Here is an 18,235-nt window from a genome sequence, read left to right on the forward strand (position 1 = left end):
CGATATAAGCCTATCAAGTTTAAAACTAAGCAAATTAAATGTCCATTAGCTTATCGCTCGAAAGCCGCCTGTTATACGATGAAATTTTGATTTCGACGTTGCTCGATAGCATCCTGAATTTCTTCTGGAAGCTCTGACAAAAAGTCATAACCTGTTAGCGCTTCCACATCATCAACTGTGACTGCATAGTCTTCCCATACATTAGGATTATTTAAGTTCACAATTGTTCCGTTGGGAAGCTGAAATTGATTGTTCTCTAAAGTGCGGGGGTCTACATTTGGCATGATAACAGAAATGATTTGAGTTTCTGTCGTAATATCTGCCAGTCCCTGACCGGGCTGCAAAGGAACGATAATCTTCCAGGTGTAATCAGGAATTCCAATGCGTTTAGGATTGACAATCCACTCCCGGTTAGTTCCAATATTACCACCATTTTGAGTCAAGATTCTACCCAGAGAATCTCTGCTGTAAACCCAATTCCCATTATTGTCTCGCCGTCTCACAACTAAGTTTCTTACTACTCCTGGAAGCGGATCGGGATGATTGGGAAATGGATCGTTTGTTCGAGGTTGGCCTGGATCTTCTCGATTGAGATCGTAACTAGCTCCACCAGCAATGATGTAAAGCTCTGCGTTGTTGCCGTTGACAAACCTATTGCTATCGTCTTCGATATCTTCCCAAGGTACTCGATTTACTTGAGCTTGTTGTGGAAGCAAATTAGTTGTTAAGTAAGTGGATAAGGCATCTTTGAAGGTTCTCGTGCGGTCATTGAATGGTGTCATGTGGCCTCGATCGAACAGTCTCTCTCGAAAAGCACGAGTGTTGTTGTTGTTTTGATAGTCAGCTCCTTGAGTTTTAACCCAATCTGCGGGGAGCGATTGGTCTGCAACCCACGGATAACCTCTAGGATTACCATTTTGAGCGTAAGGACTGAATGTCCCATCAACTGGGTTAACTCCATTAGGATAATTAGGAAAATTATCATCGAAGCCAACGGGAAACCTACTTCCATATTGACGAGGAATTTGCTCTACGTATGGAGTGTTGGGAGGGTCTCCGGTTCTACGTCGGCGTCTTACATCACCCAACCAGGACTTGTTTAACTGCCAACTCACCCAATTAGGCCCCTTGGTGGCATCGTTGTAAGACAACGAATACTGTGGCTTTTCAATCAAGAAATTTTCTTGGTGAGTGTCTTCTGAAGGTCGAGCAAAAGTAGGATTCCCTAACTTGAGATGAACGCTCTTAAAGAAAACGTCATCCAGATAAACTTGACTGTCGCCTTCTACCTTAAACTGCAACAAAGCAGGTTTGTTGCGTAGATTATCTGGTATTTCCAAATGAAATGTCTCAAATCCTTGTTCGGCGTAAGCTAGATTGTTGGTGTAGGGATCTCTGTACCCTAGAACATTATAATCGTAGTAACCAACCGCATTAGGACGGGCAAGAGAATTCGGATCTAATGGGTTAATTAATGTATTAGGATCGGCAGCCCTCGTCAGTTCGATCGGGGTTAAATCCTGCCACTCCTCAGCAGTTGAGTCGGTTCCTTTGATAGAAACTTTGAGTTGACCGCCACTGGGATTAGGTACGTGAAGATTAAATCGCAGAGTTCCAGACTCAGGTACCACAAAACGGTTGTGGGTAATGCTTTGATCTGATTCTAACTTCAGAGCATAATTTGGTTGAGTTCGATCGACTCCTATCCTATCCAGTTCTGCGTGCAAAGCTGGAGCATCTGTTGCAGATAGCTGATTCACATCAACGAGATTGCTTGTAGTTACACTCGGTGACGCTTCACCATTATGCAAAGACCAACCAGGAATCACATCAGAAAAGATAGTTCGATTCAGTCCCTGCGGATTGAAAACCGCATCAAAATTGCCGTTAAATAAAGTAGGAACTGCAAAATCCCCCCGCATCCTGGCATCATAAGTGTTGTCAAAATCAACCGGGATACGCTCTACATTCGTTTGGGGCCGCAACTCCGAACCGCCACCCAAAACCGAATAAAACCACCCCGTACCAATTCCCTCCCAAGGAGCAGCATCAACACCGTGTTCAAAACGCTCTTCCGGCGTATACCAAGGGCTAACGCGAGCCGGGTCTGTCAAAACAGTACCGCCAAATGAAAAGTCTTGATCGAACAAAGGTTCGCGATACCCGTCGCCCCGCCGGCGGAAAATAGGATTAACATCTAAGTCTTCATCGAAGGGGAAGTTAATTGGAAACAAGTCAGATGTTCCTCCATACCAACTCAAAACACGTCCGTGTACGGCTCCCCTGCCGGCAATACCAACAGTAGGATCTGTTTCCTTGGTAAACCCAGCACGGCTGTCATTATAATCTGGGTTATTGCTATTGGTTCCCAGGAAAACCGACAAATCCGGTTCTCCTAACAGCGGAGCATCTGGATCGGGATTTTCTGACCTCCAACCTTCTCGCGGAAACTGAAGTCCGGGAGCTGTTTTTCCATCCTCAGTAGACGGAAGATTCGGAATATCCCGACCCGCAGGCGAAACCGTACCTCCTGATAAATCCGGTACTGTCTGATAGTAATTATCCGCAAAAGTGACATTTTTCCACACCTGAACCTTCGGTTCGCGGAAATCGCCGAAATTATCTGTCACCACATTTAGCCCCGGTTGGTCGAAATCATGGGGGTCTAAAGTTGTCATCTGAAGGTCGCGAACATCAGAGTTTTCTTTTCCACCCGCTTCAGGAAAATGAGTCCCCAAACGCTGAATAATTTCGCTGTTAACAACTGTTCCCCGACTGAAACCAACAAAATGCAGCGGTGAATTGAAAATGGCTCCTTGTTTTGCCGTGCTGTTTTCATCGATAAACAGTTGGTCTAACTGCACGAGGGAAGCAAAGAAAGTATCTGCCACTGCTTCGCTAAAACCTGAATCAGGAGCTGCCGATTCATTATTATTCGACCAGTCATTCAGCAGCACTAACGGTTGATTGTTGTCAAGGTATGGAGCTATGTAACTCTCCAACTTGGTGAGATAGTCGGCGTCATTTTCTGGATTCTCACCTGCTGGGAAATCTGGCGCAACCGCTCCATATTTGTTGACAGGAACCCAATAACCAGTAGCGAGGTCGTACCTCATCATCAAACCGTTGTCCTCAGCACCTGCATTGGCAATACTATTGCCCAGTTGGTAAAACTCTGAAGGAATTCCAGGGTTATCAAAAAAGGGAGCACTAAAGGGAGGCTTGAAGCCATGAGTCAGCACAGTTACGCTGGGGAAGGTATCGTCATCATCATTGGGATCGCTTAATGTCGTCCAGAAATCGCCAAACTCTATGTTCCGGCTGCCATTTTTATTCCAAGCTTCAACAGCCCAATTGTACTCCTGACCCGCTGTCAAAGTGAGGTTGTCAGGTAGCGTGAAGCTGGTATTTGTACCTTCAATAAATGTTTGACCGCCATCCAAAGTCCACTTGCCAATGCCGTCATCACCTCTTTGCCAAGTTGCTGTCAGAATTCGGTTGGGGTTGAAGTCGTTCTCTTGGCTGCGGTAAAAAGAAGTATTCCAAGGTTTTGTCAGTAAATCCAACTGTTCTGGTTTGCTCAATCCTTGATTGAAAAGAAATTCGTTGCCATTCGGCTCTGGTAAATCGACAACTTCATCCCACGGCAGCAGTCCTTCACCTTCATCGAAGACGCTGAGGAACAGGTTAACTTCTTTTACATTTTCACTCGGCAATTCGTCAAATTCCCATTCAAAAGTAGGAGTCAGGTCATTTGAACTATCCCCTGGCCCAGTTAAATCCAACCAATCCAGCGGTGTCGCCGCCAAACCGCGAGAGTTAGTCGCAGCAACGGGAGCTCGCTTGCTACCAGGTGGCACGCCGTAAGTATACTGGTTGTTTGCATCAATCAGAATCTGGAAGTCAGCAGCAAGACTAACCGCTGGGTTAATATTATCAATTGGCACTGTGGAAAGGTCAGCAACCGTAGCATTTCGTGCTGTAGTGCTGTCGAACAAAGGCAGCCCGACACCCCGACCTTTAGCATCAATTTGAAATTGAGCGGGGTTTGTCACTGTTTTGACGAATTCTTCAGTGTCAAAAACATACACCTTGCCATTCGCACCGCTCAAATTGGGATAGGAAGCATAGAGGTACTTGCTGTCACTAGAAAGCACTAAATCAGTAGTCAATCCGTCGGGAATTGGTCGAGTTGCTGCTACTAATTGCGGATTAGTCAGCGGGTCTTTGATAATGCCGATATTGCTCCCGGCCCGCGGGTCTCCATCTACGCTGGGTATTTCCTGACCGAAAAATTTCGGATCGTTATTGCGACCCACAACAAACGCATAACTAGCATCCGGTAAAACCGTTACCGAAACTCCCTCATTCACATCAAAGTAATCAAAGTCGGAACCCAACCCTAAATTTGTATAGCGAGTAGTAGCAGCAAAACTTACCGGGTCATTATTAGTAATATCTAGTACCCCAAATCCTTTGCTATCTTTCCCGCTGTTTGTGAACGTCATCTTCAGCGGATCGACGGTAGAAGCTACGCCTTCTACGCCTTCATCTGCTGTTACAGATCCGATTAATTGATTCCACTTTTGAGGGTTCTGACTGGGGTCGCGGGGTCGGTCTTTGGGGTCAATATTTACAACGTAAATCTGGCTGTTCAAACCGTTCGGTGCGGTAACAAATAGCTTCTTTCCGTCGCTGCTAATTGCCATCTGTCGCAAACCGCTAGGTGCTGCACCAACTGTAATAGTTTGGGTAACTTGGTGATACTTGGAGGAGAACGGGTTGATATCGAGAACGTAGATGGAATTGCCGCCAGCTTTGCCGTCAGCAATGTAAGCGTATTGGTCGCGGGAATCAAGTACAATAGAACGAGGGGATGCACCGCTAGGCAAGTCGATCGGGTTTAAGCCAGCTACATCCGCTTTGGTATCTACCTGCTGGCGGGTTATCGGATCGACCAAAGCGACTCTACCGGAAGCTTCCAGGGGTACGTACACGCGAGAACCGTCGCTAGTTACAGTCAAATCTCTGGCTCTATCTAGCCGATCGTCCGTACCTACAGCAATGTTACCAATTAGCAAGTCGCTGCTGCTAGTTGTCGCCACGACAGATTCTGGATTAGAAGCGTTGAGGACAGCAATTTTATCTGCCGTCCACTGCGCTGCAAACACGTATTCTGTAGTGCTTTCCAGTCGGTAGGAATTGCTGTTGTAGAGAACTTCTGTCGCTAGTTCTGCCGGATTTGAACTGACTTTTTCGTTCTGTTTGCGGCCCAGGACGATCCGGGAATCGCCCAAGGGTACGGTGTCGGGAACTCTGACGGCTACTTCAAATTGATTGTCTGCTAATTCGCTACTGAGGTTAGTTAATATTGTGCCTTCATAAGCTTGGCTGCCCACATAAAATTTTACCACTAAATCGCTGAATTGGCTACCTTTTGGGTCGCCAAAGTTGTCTGCTAAAACGTTGCTCCCCGTCAGAAACAAAACTGGTAGATTGTTCTCAAAAGGTTGATTGTTTGCGTCTTTGAATTTGACTTCGGCACTTTCAATCAGTGGAGGCTTTTTGGGATTGGCGGCAGTTGGAGCGAGTTGAGATGCGCGTCTTTCCGCAAAAATAGGCTCTTTACCGAAGTAGTCGATTTGTCTTTCGTTGGCAGGTTCGCCAGTGAGATTGTCGAACTCAGGCGATTTTTTTACGGGGGGGGGTAAAACTGAAATTCTTTAATTTGGGGCTAAAATTGATGGATTTGGAGAGGATTGCGGTGTCTGCGGGGTTATTGTTAAAACTGTCTGGAAGTTCGGGGAGTGCTGGTTCTGGGGTAGGGCTGCTAAGGGCTTGAGAATTGAGTAAGTTTGCGGTATTTAGGTCGAATTCTGGTATTAAGGTCGTTTCGCCAATAGGGAACGGCTCTTGACTGTTGAAGGGAGATTTATTGGAAAATTTCATAAGATGCGAACAAGCGATACAGTAACTTGTGATTCTTAGTATCTCACCATAATAAAATTGTTTCTGTCAAGCTGTTGAGGCAGAAATGTGGATTTTTGTTATAAAAGTTTACATGGTGTTTGAGATGCCTGGTACGATCGCCCTTAATTAGGCAAATACAATCTCGATCGTCCCGTAATATCGTTATGATTTAACCGCAGAGAGCGCAGAGGGCACAGAGAGAGAATACAGAGATGAATACAGGACGATGTTACCGGATTCGATCTAAGTAAGCAATTGCAGCATAGTTAAGAACTAGAAACTAAAGAACGAATGTAAAAAGACGCGGCTCCAATTAAGTAAAAACCGTTCACCAAAATCAACAATGCTTTCCCAATATAAGAGTGAACAAAACCAAAAACGCGGAAACTAGACAGCAGCACTAACAGCATTTCCACCACAGAAACAATTGACCCGTAGTGCTTTCTATCCCAATACGAAATCGGACTGATAAAACGGTAATTGCTGAACGGAAAAAAGTGTCGGTGAGCGTCGTCGTTGTGGACTGGCAAATCTCCCAGAGAGTGCAGTATCATGCTGAGAAACAGAATTTGCACGCTTTGCCAGCCGAAGTAATAAGCAATTAGCCAACCAATAACCGCTAGGGGAATTGAATGAAACAGCGCCACAATATTCTGGACAAAAGGCTCGTAATATGCTTTTGACCAAATTGTAGCTTCCGGCAAACGAGCAATGTATTTCGCCCAAAAGTAAAATAAAAATATCGGAATGTCGGGTAAAATTCCGCCCGTAACGATGAGTAAATTCAACTCAGAATGCTGGGTTCTACCGAGAATGGCGAGATTGATAATTGCGTGGCTGGGAGTTTTCATGAGTAAGGTGCGTCAACTAGGATTATCTTATTCATAATTAATCAGATATTAGTTGACGCACCCTAGGTGTGAGATAATTGGCTGTGGTTACAAGTGAGGTTGCAGTCGATCGATCAACTGCGCCGCTTGCATCACTCCCTCAATTCGATCGACCTCAGCACCATTTTTGAACAGTACCAAAGTCGGCAAAGCATAAATGTGATGCTGCGATGCCAACTGTTCGTACTTATCCGTATCGATTTTGACCACCATCAACTTGTCTTTCGTCTGACCGCTGACTTGCTCCAAAATCGGTGCCATCATCTGACAAGGCCCGCACCAAGTAGCGTAAAAATCTACCAACACGGGCAAATCGGAGCCCGATAGTAACTCCTCAAAACTGCTGAACTGTTTTTGAACTGCCATAGGACAAAATAATTTTTTTGGTTCTGGCTCGATTTTAGTGCAAAATTCTCTGGTAGATTGCGAGGATACAATTATGGAATTATTGCCAGAGACATATCAGAGATTGCGGGGTCAAGTTGCACTCGTCACCGGTGCATCGCGGGGAATCGGCCGCGCCGTTGCTTTAGCCCTAGCCGCAGAGGGCGCTAAAGTCGCCGTCAACTATGCCAGTTCCAGCGCTGCTGCTGATGAGGTTGTCGCAGAAATTGACGTTGCTGGCGGAGAAGCGATCGCCCTTGCAGCAGATGTCTCCAAAACTGACCAAGTGGATTCACTCATCAGTAAAGTCATGGAAAAATGGGGGCGGATTGACATTTTGGTGAACAATGCAGGCATCACCCGCGATACTTTGCTGTTGCGGATGAAGCTGGAAGATTGGCAATCTGTGATTGATTTGAATTTAACCGGCGTGTTTTTGTGCGCGAAAGCTGCGAGTAAAATCATGCTGAAACAGCGCAGCGGCCGAATTATTAATATTGCTTCGGTGGCCGGACAAATGGGCAATCCCGGACAAGCTAATTACAGTGCGGCGAAGGCTGGGGTAATTGGTTTTACTAAAACTGTGGCGAAGGAGTTGGCGAGTCGCGGGATTACTGTGAATGCGGTTGCACCGGGTTTTATCACTACAGATATGACAAAGGATGTCAAATCTGACGAGATTTTGAAGTACATTCCGCTGGGAAGATACGGGGAAGTTGAGGAAGTTGCGGGGATGGTGAAGTTTTTGGCGGCGGATGCGGCGGCGGCTTATATTACGGGGCAGGTTTTTAATGTGGATGGGGGAATGGTGATGGCTTAGATTTGGGGATTTTTTTTAACCGCAGATGCACGCGGATGAAAGCGGATATCTGCGGTTGAATTGTGAAGTTAAACTCAGAGTTTCACTTGCAATTGTTTGAGCAGTTTAATTAGCGATATTGATTGCCTGGGAACCAGTTAAAGAGTTAGTTGCAGTTGTAGAGCGTGCATTGTGCACCTTACTTTGACAAAATTCTTCAAATAGCTGAAAAAAAATATCGAGCGCATCTCTCTCATCTTGAGAAAAGAATAGAATTATATTCGCCCATGATTGAGATGAGTCGATATTAAATTTTTTCTGTATCCAATCTTGAAATCCATCTAGAATATTTTCTTCTTGTAGAGGTAAGCCAAGCTGGTACTGTGCCACATTATATCCAGACAAAAAAGCCTGAAGACAACTAATTGACGGTTTGCCCAAATACACTGAAGGTTTATTCTTGATTTTTTTGATAATATCGGAGAGATTATCCATATAGACTACCCGTTGCATAATTGATCAAAAAATGTCTCGGTCTCTTAAAAATTGGTAGAGCACGACACGGATTTTAACACGGATACACGGATGAATTGAATCATCGGCTCTTTCGGATATTTGGGAAAAAATATATATTTGGCTACGGGGTAATGGGGAAAAACGTAATTGGCGATCGATTCGTGACCTATTAAGCTGTCGCGCAAATAAACATTGTATATTCAGGACGGGTTAAAATCCCACCCCACTCATTGGGGGAATTGTTTTTTAACATACAGTTTAAATGCCGCAACAGCTTACGCATTACCCATTACCTATTATCAACTATTAGATTAACCGATCACCACAAAGTCAAGAGAGCGAATCATCTTACTATTTGCCACTGATTAGCACAATCTGGCTCTAAAAAGGAGTCTCTTCTTGACTTCGTTTTTGAGCTTGCAGCCAGTCAGGAACAAATATCCACTGATGGTTGTCGCGAAACTCAGTAGCTTGAGGTGAGGGAAATACACGTCGCGATAGCAGTCTTCTGTCACCAAAATTCATTAATAAACCAATTGGTAAAGCTGTGTGATTCAGGTAAGTAATGACTTGTCCCAAATACTTGTTATGAAGTGTAGCGAAGGCTTTTATTTCCAGAATAACTTTGTTTTCAATAATAAAATCTGGGATGTACAAACCAAGTAATTGCTCGTTGTGGTAAACGGGAAGGTTTTTTTGTGGCTCAAAACTGATTCCTTCTTTTGTCAGTTGTTCTTCAAGTTTTTTCTGATAAATTGCTTCTTTGTAACCAGGTCCAAGCTGTCTGTGAACGGCCATACCTGCACCTATGATCTGATAAGTTAGGTCTTCATGTGGAGCCTTAATCTTTTCGCTCATTTTTTTATGTCCATCCAATTGTTCAGATGCTTTTTTCCTTATTTTGGCATAGTACCTAAAAAATTAACCCATAAATAAAAAATTTTCCTTGGAAAGCACTGCACAACCAGTGATAATGTAGATCGCAACGCTGATTTTGACACGGATACGCGGATAAGTTGAGCGATCGGACTGTTTAGCTAATTGGCTAGGTTGACTACCATCCGTGTATCCGTGTTCATCCGTGTCGTGCTGGTTGCTGATTGTCCCCTCGCAGGGAAAAAGTAGTGCGTGACTTTTAACTCCAAATTTTCCTAATCCAATTGTACACCGCAGCAGATAAAGCCCGTAACTTATTTACAAAAATTTGCCAAATTGAAACTTTTCTTACCTCAGAAATCTCTTCTATTTCTACGGGCAGCGGCGGCATTCCGACTACTTCATAGAGCGGATATTCGCCGCTTTTTCCCGGAATTTCAACTAATAGGCATTGATTGACGATAGCCAATTTCTTGACTTCCTGATAAGTCTCCTGGGAAATCAACAAACTCGTTCCCACTTGCTTGTTCGCAGCCTCGATCCTGCTGGCCAAATTCACCGCATCTCCGATCGCCGTAACTGTCTGACTGTTCGATGCCCCCAAATTCCCCACAACCGCCAAACCGCAGTGAATCCCAATCCCAATCCGCAATCGGTGACGGTATAAAGTCTCAAAATAGGGATTGAGTTTCTCTAGTTCCTCCAGCATCTCGACTCCCGCCCTCACTGCTTGTTCCGCCGCCTTTTCGGGATTTTCTAACCCAAACAGCGCCATGAAACCGTCTCCCATATAATTATTAATCATCCCACCATTCTTATTGATTACAAAACCCATTTTCTGGAAATAGCGATTTAAAATATAAATTACGTCGTAGGGGAGCAGCGATTCTGCAAACGCAGTAAACCCTCGAATATCAGCAAACAAAATTGCAATTTTTTTCTCGTGCCCCACAGGTGCAGAAATCAACTTTCCGACCATTTCGTCGTTAAATGCTTCCAAGTCTTCAGAATCGATCGCCAATCGGCGCAAAATCACCTTCCCGCCCGCCACCTGTGTCTGACAAGCTAGCCTAATTTCGGGCTCTAAACGCAATTTTTTTGCAAGTTCCTCTTCCGACGAGGTGCGCGGAGAGCAAAATTCCAAACCTTCGACAATCAAGACGCGGCAAGTCGAACACCGGGCGCTACCGCCGCAGATGTGGGTGTGGGGAATGCCGGCACTGAGGGAAGCTTCGAGAATTATATCGTCGTCGTCTATCTCGATCGTGCGATCGTCCGGCAGATAGTGAATGTGCGGCATCTGTAGCATCTCCAACCTGAATAGCGCGAGAAATCTCGCTCAAATCTGCGATCGCAATCAACCGGTGCGATGCCAACCCAATTTTTCAAACTCTGTTCTATATGCCCTGATTTCTTAACTGTATCAGGATTTTCTCTCGTTTTCCGAACTCAACCGCCAAACTGAGGCCCGATACGCGACATTCAGAAAACGATCGCCTCACTCGATCGCTATTAGATCGCCAACTTATTCAAGAAGTCGCAGAGTTGGGAGTTCTGTTTTCTAGCGTTACTTTTATTGACAAAATTAAATTATTCTTAATAGTTTGATGCGGGCTGAAAGGCTGATAAATTCGTTGCCTAATCCGACCTTTCAGCCACATATTTTTATATTTTAGCAGGCTTTAGTTATTAAAACCTTAATTAGTAATAGTTTCAGGTTTTTGACCCTATAACGACCAGCAAATTTTTGTGAGATAGAATAGCAGCATCTTTAAAAACAGTATAAACATGAGTTCATCAACAGTTCTACAAAGCATCGAAAAACACATCCCTATCGTGGGAGATGTACACACCAAAAGCCCGATCGCCTACCGAGCAACTCGCTTCGCAGTCAGTGCAGTTAACGCGGTGCAAATGGCACTAGCAGAGTCTTATATCAACGGTTTAGAAGTACCTGATTCTGTATTGCGAGGTCTTTTTGATACCTGTATGCCCGTCTTTTTTAAGTATTTTCCCTCCCTCCTCGCACCCTACGAATGGGTACTCAAAGAAACAGAGCATACAGCCGAAGGCCCGCGAGATTTAATGAAAATTCAGTACGACTTGCCTCAAGCCATGCTGAATCCGATGTTAGGTGACGGCCAACTCATTTATCCTAAATACAGCATGGGGTTGTGGGAAAAAGGAGCCGCCAATCTCGAACAAGCACAAATGCAGATGATTGATGATGTCATTGAAAAGCTACAGATACAAGATGGCGACAATATTTTAGACTTTGGCTGCGGTTGGGGCTGCGTTCCCAATTACATTCTTTCCAAATTCCCCAATGTCCAGTTTACCGGCATTAACTTGAGCCACCACCAATGCGAGTATATGCGGCACAAGATGCAAGACCCCGAAAGCTACCTTAGTTCCGGTCGATTTACCCTATATGAAGGCGATTTGAACGACGCCAACTTCGAGACCAAATTTGACACAATTCTCTCCATCGGAGTTTTTGAGCATATAGGCAATTTAAGGAAAGCTTTCCAAAAGCTGGAATCTTTCCTGAAGGATAACGGCAAAGTTTTCATTCACATCATCACAGTTCGCACTCCCAACAATATATCCAGCGTTTTCACCCACAAATACATTTTCCCCCACGGCCGTTACTGGAAATACGATGCCGTGCCCAGCCACAACCAAGACCTCAAAACCATAAAAAGCTGGTATCTCAACGGATACAATTACTCCAAAACCTTTGCTAACTGGCTGAAAAACTTTGACGATTCTCAGGCAACAGTCAAAGATTTAGACTACGGCATCGACTATGCCAAATTCCGCCGCATCTGGCGGTTTTACTTGATGTGGTTTGTGGCTAATTTCGCGAGTTGCGACGGCGAATATAACGGCAACGGCCAATATTTAATGGTTCGCGCCTAATCGCTCATCTGCAGACAAAGCTCAAATAAACTGAACATCCAGAACCTAGACTTTTTTAAGAAGTCTGGGTTCTGGATTGCCAGCTACTTATCAGGAGACTGAAACCGCCCTGTGTGGATTTAGGGCGATCGAGAAGTGTTGCTCTTTTTTGAGGAATTTGTGATAGTTGAAAAAAGTCCGGAATAGAATTTTTGATCGGCGAACAATCAATATATCAAGTTTTATTCTAAGGACGCAAGAGTTCTTCAACTCCATCCTTTATCTGTAGCGGTTGCATCTGATATTTGACTACTAAAAAAGGGTTATTTTTAGACAGCAGGCAAACAATATGAAACCTTCCCTTCCTCAAGACGATCCGAACCAAGAACAGCGCCAAGATTACTTGAATCGCCAGCAACAAGCTTATCAGTTTGACTATGAGAGTTTATCGCCTTTGGCATTATTGAAAGATGTGCCACCAGTCGAGAACTTTTCGAGCAAGTATCTTGCAGAGCGGATCTTAGCAACATCGGAACTTCCAGCAAATATGCTGGTAGCCGATTCGAGAACTTTTCTCGATCCTCTCGACGAACTCCAAGACTATGAAGACTTTTTTACTCGGCTGCCGCTACCAGCAGTTGCCAAAATTTACCAAACCGATCGCTCTTTTGCAGAACAGCGCCTGTCTGGAGCAAATCCGATGGTACTTCGCCTCTTAGATGCGAGCGATCCTCGGGCACAAACACTGACGGATCTTTCTACTTTGCACCCATTATTCGATCGGCGCCAAGAGTTGCAGGACAATAACATTTACATTGCCGATTATACGGGTACTGACCAGCACTATCGCGCGCCTGCTCTCGTTGGAGGCGGAACCTATGAAAAAGGCAGAAAATACTTGCCGAAACCGCGGGCTTTTTTCGCTTGGCGGTGGACGGGAGTCGGCGATCGCGGTGAAATGACACCTATTGCTATCCAACTAGATCCGAACCCCGGCAGCCATGTCTACACTCCATTAGATCCTCCTGTCGATTGGCTGTTTGCGAAACTCTGCGTGCAAGTGGCAGATGCCAATCACCACGAAATGAGCTCGCATTTAGGTCGAACTCATTTGGTTATGGAGCCAATTGCGATCGTCACCGCCCGACAGTTAGCTCAAAATCACCCGCTCAGCCTGCTGCTGAAACCGCACTTTCGCTTTATGTTGACCAACAACGATCTGGCACGTTCTCGATTGATCAATCCCGGCGGGCCCGTCGATGAATTGCTAGGCGGCACCTTGGCAGAGACAATGGAATTGGCTAGAGAGGCGTGCAGTACGTGGAGTCTCGATGAATTTGCCTTGCCCGCCGAACTGAAAAATCGGGGAATGGATGACGCAAATCAACTGCCTCACTATCCTTACCGAGATGATGGGTTGCTGCTTTGGGATGCGATCGAAACCTTTGTATCGGGCTATCTCAAATTCTTTTACCCGACAGAGGGGGCGATCGCCCAAGATGTGGAACTGCAAACCTGGGCCCAAGAATTAACCTCTCAGACAGGCGGTAAAGTCAAAGGAATGCCAGCCAACATCAACACAGTTGAACAATTAATTGCAATTGTCACAACTATAATTTTTACCTGTGGCCCGCAGCATTCAGCAGTCAATTTTCCCCAGTATGAATACATGAGTTTTGCTGCGAATATGCCCTTGGCAGCCTACCGGGACATTCCTAAAATTACTGCTGCCGGTAATCTAGAAGTGATTACGGAAAAGGATATTTTAGGGTTGCTTCCTCCGTACAAACGAGCGGCTGACCAACTGCAAATTATGTTTATTTTGTCAGCTTATCGATATGACCGTTTGGGTTATTACGATAAATCTTTCCGCGAACTTTACCGGATGAGCTTCGACGAAGTTTTTGCGGGAACCCCGATCCAATTTTTAGCCAGCCAGTTCCAACAAAATTTGAATATGGCCGAACAAAGGATTGATGCCAACAATCAAAAACGGGTAATCCCTTACTTTGCTCTCAAGCCTTCGTTGGTACTCAATAGCATCAGTATGTAAAAGTGTATTTTTTGGGTTGGGCGAGACGCCCAACCCCTACTCCCCAAAATACAATTCATTGTTTGTGGAACAGGCTAGAAAGCCTGTTCTTAAACAGGGTGCAAGATGTGGCTCCAATGCGAATTCTCAGCTTTTATAGTCTTCCACAATCGAGCAATTCACGGCCATTGTACCCGCAGAATCAGTGAAGGTGACTTCATCTTTGTAATGGCGCGGTGTTCGCATCAACAAGCGCCAAGCTTCTCCAGCATCGATTAAATTCATCCGACCGGGGTAGTGAATTTGTAACAATTCTTGCACCATCGGATAATAGTTTGAGTTGATGCTGGGGAAAATGTGATGTTCTGTGTGGTAAGAAAAATTTAAGTGCAGCAAATCAAATATTTTAGGAACCCGCAGCGAAGCACTATTTATCAGCGGGTCGTTAATCTCGGTCATCCGACAGCCCATGTGATTGGTGAAGATGTAGAACATGGCGCCTGCATGACCGATCGCGATCGGCAAAATGTAGGCAAGAGCTACTTTAATCGGGTTAAACTCTAGATAGAACAAGATACTCAGGTGAATTCCGACAATTCCCAGACATTCAAAGGCGATGGTTCTTCTATCTTTCGGACTAACTGTAAAGGCAGCCGGTACGTAATCGACAGATTTATCGTTGAATAACAGTATCGAGGTGAGATTGCGGAAATTGTGTACAAACCAGGAACCGGCCATCCCGACAATTAACCACAGCGGATTGACTTCCACCGACGGTACAAATAGATTTTGAATCCATTTTCCCCAGGTGTCGGGCTGCTGGGACAGGTAATTGCGATCGGGATCTGCAGCAGAATTGGTGTTGTTGTGGTGTACGAGGTTGTGCAGATTTTTCCACTGAGTAGGCGGCATGAACAGCATACTTAGGCCAAAAAAGGCGATCGGATAAGTCAGGCGAGACTTTTTCTGAACGCTGCCGTGCATCAAGTCGTGGGAGCTAAACAGCAAAACTGTGATACTATTGCCCATGACGACGGCTAAAGGTAAGTAAAGCCATAAAAAATAGACAGACCAGCGATCGAGATTAGCAGCAATTCCCCATCCTAACAATAAAATCGCGATATTTATCAGCAGTATCCCTAACTTGCTTGAATTTGGTTCAAAGGCATCTGATGGCAGCAGCGGGCGCAACTTTTTAACATATATTGAGTGGTGAATTAGCGTTTCTTCGCTTAAAGTCAGTGTTTCAGTCTTGTCTAGAGTATTGAGTTTTTTTTCTGATTTCATGTTTTGGATAAGAGTATTTCGATGTCACTCAATAACTTTCTACACTTAATTGTATCTGAGATATTGCAGAATTGTTAGCAACAGGCAAGTTTGTTATGCAAAAAATTCATGTTATTGTGAAATAAGCCGGAGATCGCTTTGCCAAAGAGCTTATTGAAAATAAGGGTATATATAAGTTATCGGATTTTGAACCAATAACCAATAATATCGTTTCCGGTTGCATCGGAATAATAATAAAATCGAGTCAACAATCAACAATTCCCCAGTCAACAGTCAACAGTCAACAGTCAACTATCAACAATTCCCCAGTCAACAGTCAACGCCTCAACAGTCAACTATCATGTTTGAGTGCAACCGGAATTGATATAACTCACAAGCAACTTACTTTAAAATTGTCCGTTACCTTGAACGATTTCTTTAATTGTCGTCAGCGTATCTAGCCCGATCAATCCCCGGCGATAACCTTTTTGGTTGGACATTCCCAAAAATATCGCATCTCCCCGATTTTGATAGCGCCAAAACCGAGGGGAGGCATTAATAAAAGTTGAGGCGCTGTTAACATCTAGAGCAAATTGGCGGCTTTCTAGGTAAGATTCAGTGGCGATGGAGTCAGCGTGGCCGCTGCTGTAGCGGTTGATCCAGCCGATCGCAATTTCCAGACTGTCAACAACTTTAAACGCTATGGTTTTGTTTAAGTAAGGTTGAGTCCACTCGTAGGGTTCAGCCAGCTTCAACTCTGGGAAATCTGCGACGAGATCTGCGTCTCCGCTAATTTGAAAGCCTTTTTCTTTTAAACTGTTCCACAGCCTGACTAAGGAAGAAGGCTTTTGGTTGCGATCGATCAGCACTTTCTCGATCGCATTTACCGGATCGGGTACGCTTTGATGGCTGTCCAAAATCATCCACCTTGCCATTTCCAAACTACCAGTCGGCGACCAATAGAGGTAGCAATTGCCCATTGCCGATCGCAACACCGGTGCAGTGCACAGCCTTACCACCTGCTGCACCAAACTCGGTCTGCCGTAGGGAATAATTAAATTGAGATATTGGTCTTGAGTCACCAAATCGCGGATTGCAGCGCCCCGATCCGGCGGCAATACCTGCAAACATCCTGACGGCAAACCGACATCATCGATCGCCGACATCAAAGCCTCTCCAATTACAGCATTAGTTCGCCAGCTTTCGCTGCCGCCTTTGAGAATCAAACTGTTAGCGGTTTTGAGACACAAACCCGCCGCGATCGCCCCCAACTCGGGAAACGCCTCGTAAATTAGGGCGATCGCCCCCAGCGGCAGCGATTGACAGTACACTTGACAGCGATCGACCTGATAGGAAGCGTTGATCACTCTGCCGATCGGATCTGGCATTTCCCCCAACCGTTCCAGAATTTGGACAGTTGTCTTGATCCGTTCCGGTGTCAGCTTCAGCCACTCCACAATCAAGTCGGGAATCGCCATATCGCGACTCGCTTCTAGATCCAGAGTATTTGCTTCTAAAATGTCATTTTGTCTGTCTTTTAGCGATCGCGCCATCGCCTGCAAACCAGCCGCGCGATCAGTGCTTTTTGTCGCCGCCAAGTCCAAAGAAGCTTGATAAGCGCGGCGGGCAACATTTGCCCCATCTGATGAATGACTAAATTCTTCTATTATCATTTAACTAACGCCTGTAAGCCAGCCATACCATCAGCGCCGGCAGCATTGCTAGCAGCACGGCGACCATTGCCCACAGAATCACATTCGGCCCGGGCGAGTTCAGCGCCAGGGGCAACCAAATCACTAGCGGGACCAAAATCATCCCTAGCGCCAGTGGCAAGTAGTGGGTTTTCAAACCCGGATTCGCTCTGTTCCATTGCTTCCCCGTCCAGCGCCAAGCCTGCTTGTAAGGATAGTTTGTTGATAGTTGTTCGATAACCTGTCCGCTTTCGTCCAATACAAATATTTGCTGACAGCGGTTGCAGCCAAAGGCTTCTGTCAGCGTTATCGGTACGAGACGACCCTTGCGCCGGCAAGGGCACGGGTACTCATCGTTTAAGTCAATTTTTTGAGCTTTTTGGGATGGCACGAGCGATCGGATAAAAAAAGCGTTTTTGCAAAAATAATCGTTAACATATCCACTTTATCAAGCTTGTCAATTCGGCCCGAGGCTTTCAACTGCTTGTTTCTAGCCGAAGCTCGACCAGCAATTTTGACTTGCAAGTTCTGGACTCAATTGTACCACTAACTTAGGTATTTTCAACCATTTCTGGGAGTATACCAAATAGTTTCTTTTGATACTTTTGGATCTTGTTGATTTTTTCCATCTTCTAAAGCGGGTGACGCGATTCGAACGCGCGACATTCACCTTGGCAAGGTGACGCTCTACCACTGAGCCACACCCGCATTTCCTGCGGTCTTAACTATAATGTCTCAATTCTCCGAGTTTGTCAAGTCTTTTTTATAAGTTTTTTTTTCAGACACTTCAGACAGCGCGCCGGGCCGCGCCCCGCCTGAATTTGCAGCAGCTTGATTGTTAAAAAAATCAGTAATTGCAGTGCTTTTAACCGTCATTCGCCCAAGGCAAGGCTACAATCAAGCTGCAATC

General features: G+C 45.2%; 12 protein-coding genes and 1 tRNA gene. 3 read left to right on the forward strand and 10 right to left on the reverse strand.

Annotation, left to right across the window (positions count from 1 at the left end):
* Positions 1–71: 71 nt before the first annotated feature.
* The 3 genes from AACV78_RS20070 to trxA all read right to left on the reverse strand — a co-directional run bounded on the left by AACV78_RS20070 (position 72) and on the right by trxA (position 7,226).
* Positions 72–5,414, reverse strand: a complete 5,343-nt coding sequence (locus tag AACV78_RS20070; RefSeq protein WP_339383735.1) for a DNA/RNA non-specific endonuclease — start codon at positions 5,412–5,414, stop codon at positions 72–74.
* An 822-nt stretch (positions 5,415–6,236) separates the two neighbouring features.
* On the reverse strand, positions 6,237–6,821 hold the full coding sequence (locus AACV78_RS20075) for a hypothetical protein (protein ID WP_194010037.1): 585 nt from the start codon (positions 6,819–6,821) through the stop codon (positions 6,237–6,239).
* 87 nt (positions 6,822–6,908) lie between these two features.
* Positions 6,909–7,226, reverse strand: a complete 318-nt coding sequence (gene trxA / locus AACV78_RS20080; RefSeq protein ID WP_194010038.1) for a thioredoxin — start codon at positions 7,224–7,226, stop codon at positions 6,909–6,911.
* 73 nt (positions 7,227–7,299) lie between these two features.
* Here trxA and fabG point away from each other — a divergent pair, with 73 nt between their 5' ends.
* Positions 7,300–8,064 carry a 3-oxoacyl-[acyl-carrier-protein] reductase gene (gene fabG / locus AACV78_RS20085; protein WP_194010039.1) on the forward strand — a complete coding sequence of 255 codons (765 nt, stop codon included), beginning with the start codon at positions 7,300–7,302 and terminating at the stop codon, positions 8,062–8,064.
* Between the two features lie 105 nt (positions 8,065–8,169).
* Here the strand turns inward: fabG and AACV78_RS20090 are convergent, their stop codons facing one another.
* The 3 genes from AACV78_RS20090 to AACV78_RS20100 form a co-directional block, all read right to left on the reverse strand.
* Positions 8,170–8,538, reverse strand: a complete 369-nt coding sequence (locus tag AACV78_RS20090) for a hypothetical protein (RefSeq protein WP_194010040.1) — start codon at positions 8,536–8,538, stop codon at positions 8,170–8,172.
* A gap of 402 nt (positions 8,539–8,940) precedes the next feature.
* Positions 8,941–9,417: a GxxExxY protein gene (locus AACV78_RS20095; RefSeq protein ID WP_194010041.1), complete on the reverse strand. Its 477-nt coding sequence runs from the start codon at positions 9,415–9,417 to the stop codon at positions 8,941–8,943.
* A 277-nt stretch (positions 9,418–9,694) separates the two neighbouring features.
* Positions 9,695–10,735, reverse strand: coding sequence for an adenylate/guanylate cyclase domain-containing protein (locus AACV78_RS20100; protein WP_194010042.1), 1,041 nt, complete (start codon positions 10,733–10,735; stop codon positions 9,695–9,697).
* A gap of 488 nt (positions 10,736–11,223) precedes the next feature.
* On the opposite strand from AACV78_RS20100, the gene AACV78_RS20105 reads away from it, so the two are divergent.
* Together AACV78_RS20105 and AACV78_RS20110 are read left to right on the forward strand one after the other, a co-directional pair.
* The gene (locus AACV78_RS20105; RefSeq protein ID WP_194010043.1) at positions 11,224–12,357 is read left to right on the forward strand and encodes an SAM-dependent methyltransferase; all 1,134 of its coding nucleotides are present in this window, start codon (positions 11,224–11,226) and stop codon (positions 12,355–12,357) included.
* A 328-nt stretch (positions 12,358–12,685) separates the two neighbouring features.
* Positions 12,686–14,389 (forward strand): lipoxygenase family protein, encoded by a 1,704-nt coding sequence (locus AACV78_RS20110; protein ID WP_194010044.1) that lies wholly within the window; start codon positions 12,686–12,688, stop codon positions 14,387–14,389.
* A 126-nt stretch (positions 14,390–14,515) separates the two neighbouring features.
* Here AACV78_RS20110 and AACV78_RS20115 read toward each other — a convergent pair whose 3' ends face one another.
* From AACV78_RS20115 to AACV78_RS20130, 4 genes are all read right to left on the reverse strand, one after another.
* Positions 14,516–15,655 (reverse strand): fatty acid desaturase family protein, encoded by a 1,140-nt coding sequence (locus AACV78_RS20115; protein ID WP_194010045.1) that lies wholly within the window; start codon positions 15,653–15,655, stop codon positions 14,516–14,518.
* 386 nt (positions 15,656–16,041) lie between these two features.
* Positions 16,042–17,307, reverse strand: a complete 1,266-nt coding sequence (locus AACV78_RS20120) for a glutamate-5-semialdehyde dehydrogenase (protein ID WP_194010046.1) — start codon at positions 17,305–17,307, stop codon at positions 16,042–16,044.
* Between the two features lie 4 nt (positions 17,308–17,311).
* Entirely contained in the window at positions 17,312–17,716 is a 405-nt protein-coding gene (locus AACV78_RS20125; RefSeq protein ID WP_194010047.1) for a hypothetical protein, read from the reverse strand.
* A 245-nt stretch (positions 17,717–17,961) separates the two neighbouring features.
* Positions 17,962–18,033: transfer RNA gene (locus AACV78_RS20130), tRNA-Gly, on the reverse strand.
* Positions 18,034–18,235 lie beyond the last annotated feature (202 nt).

Origin of the sequence: Tychonema sp. LEGE 07196 (genome assembly GCF_963890365.1) — a bacterium.
GTDB lineage: Bacteria > Cyanobacteriota > Cyanobacteriia > Cyanobacteriales > Microcoleaceae > Microcoleus.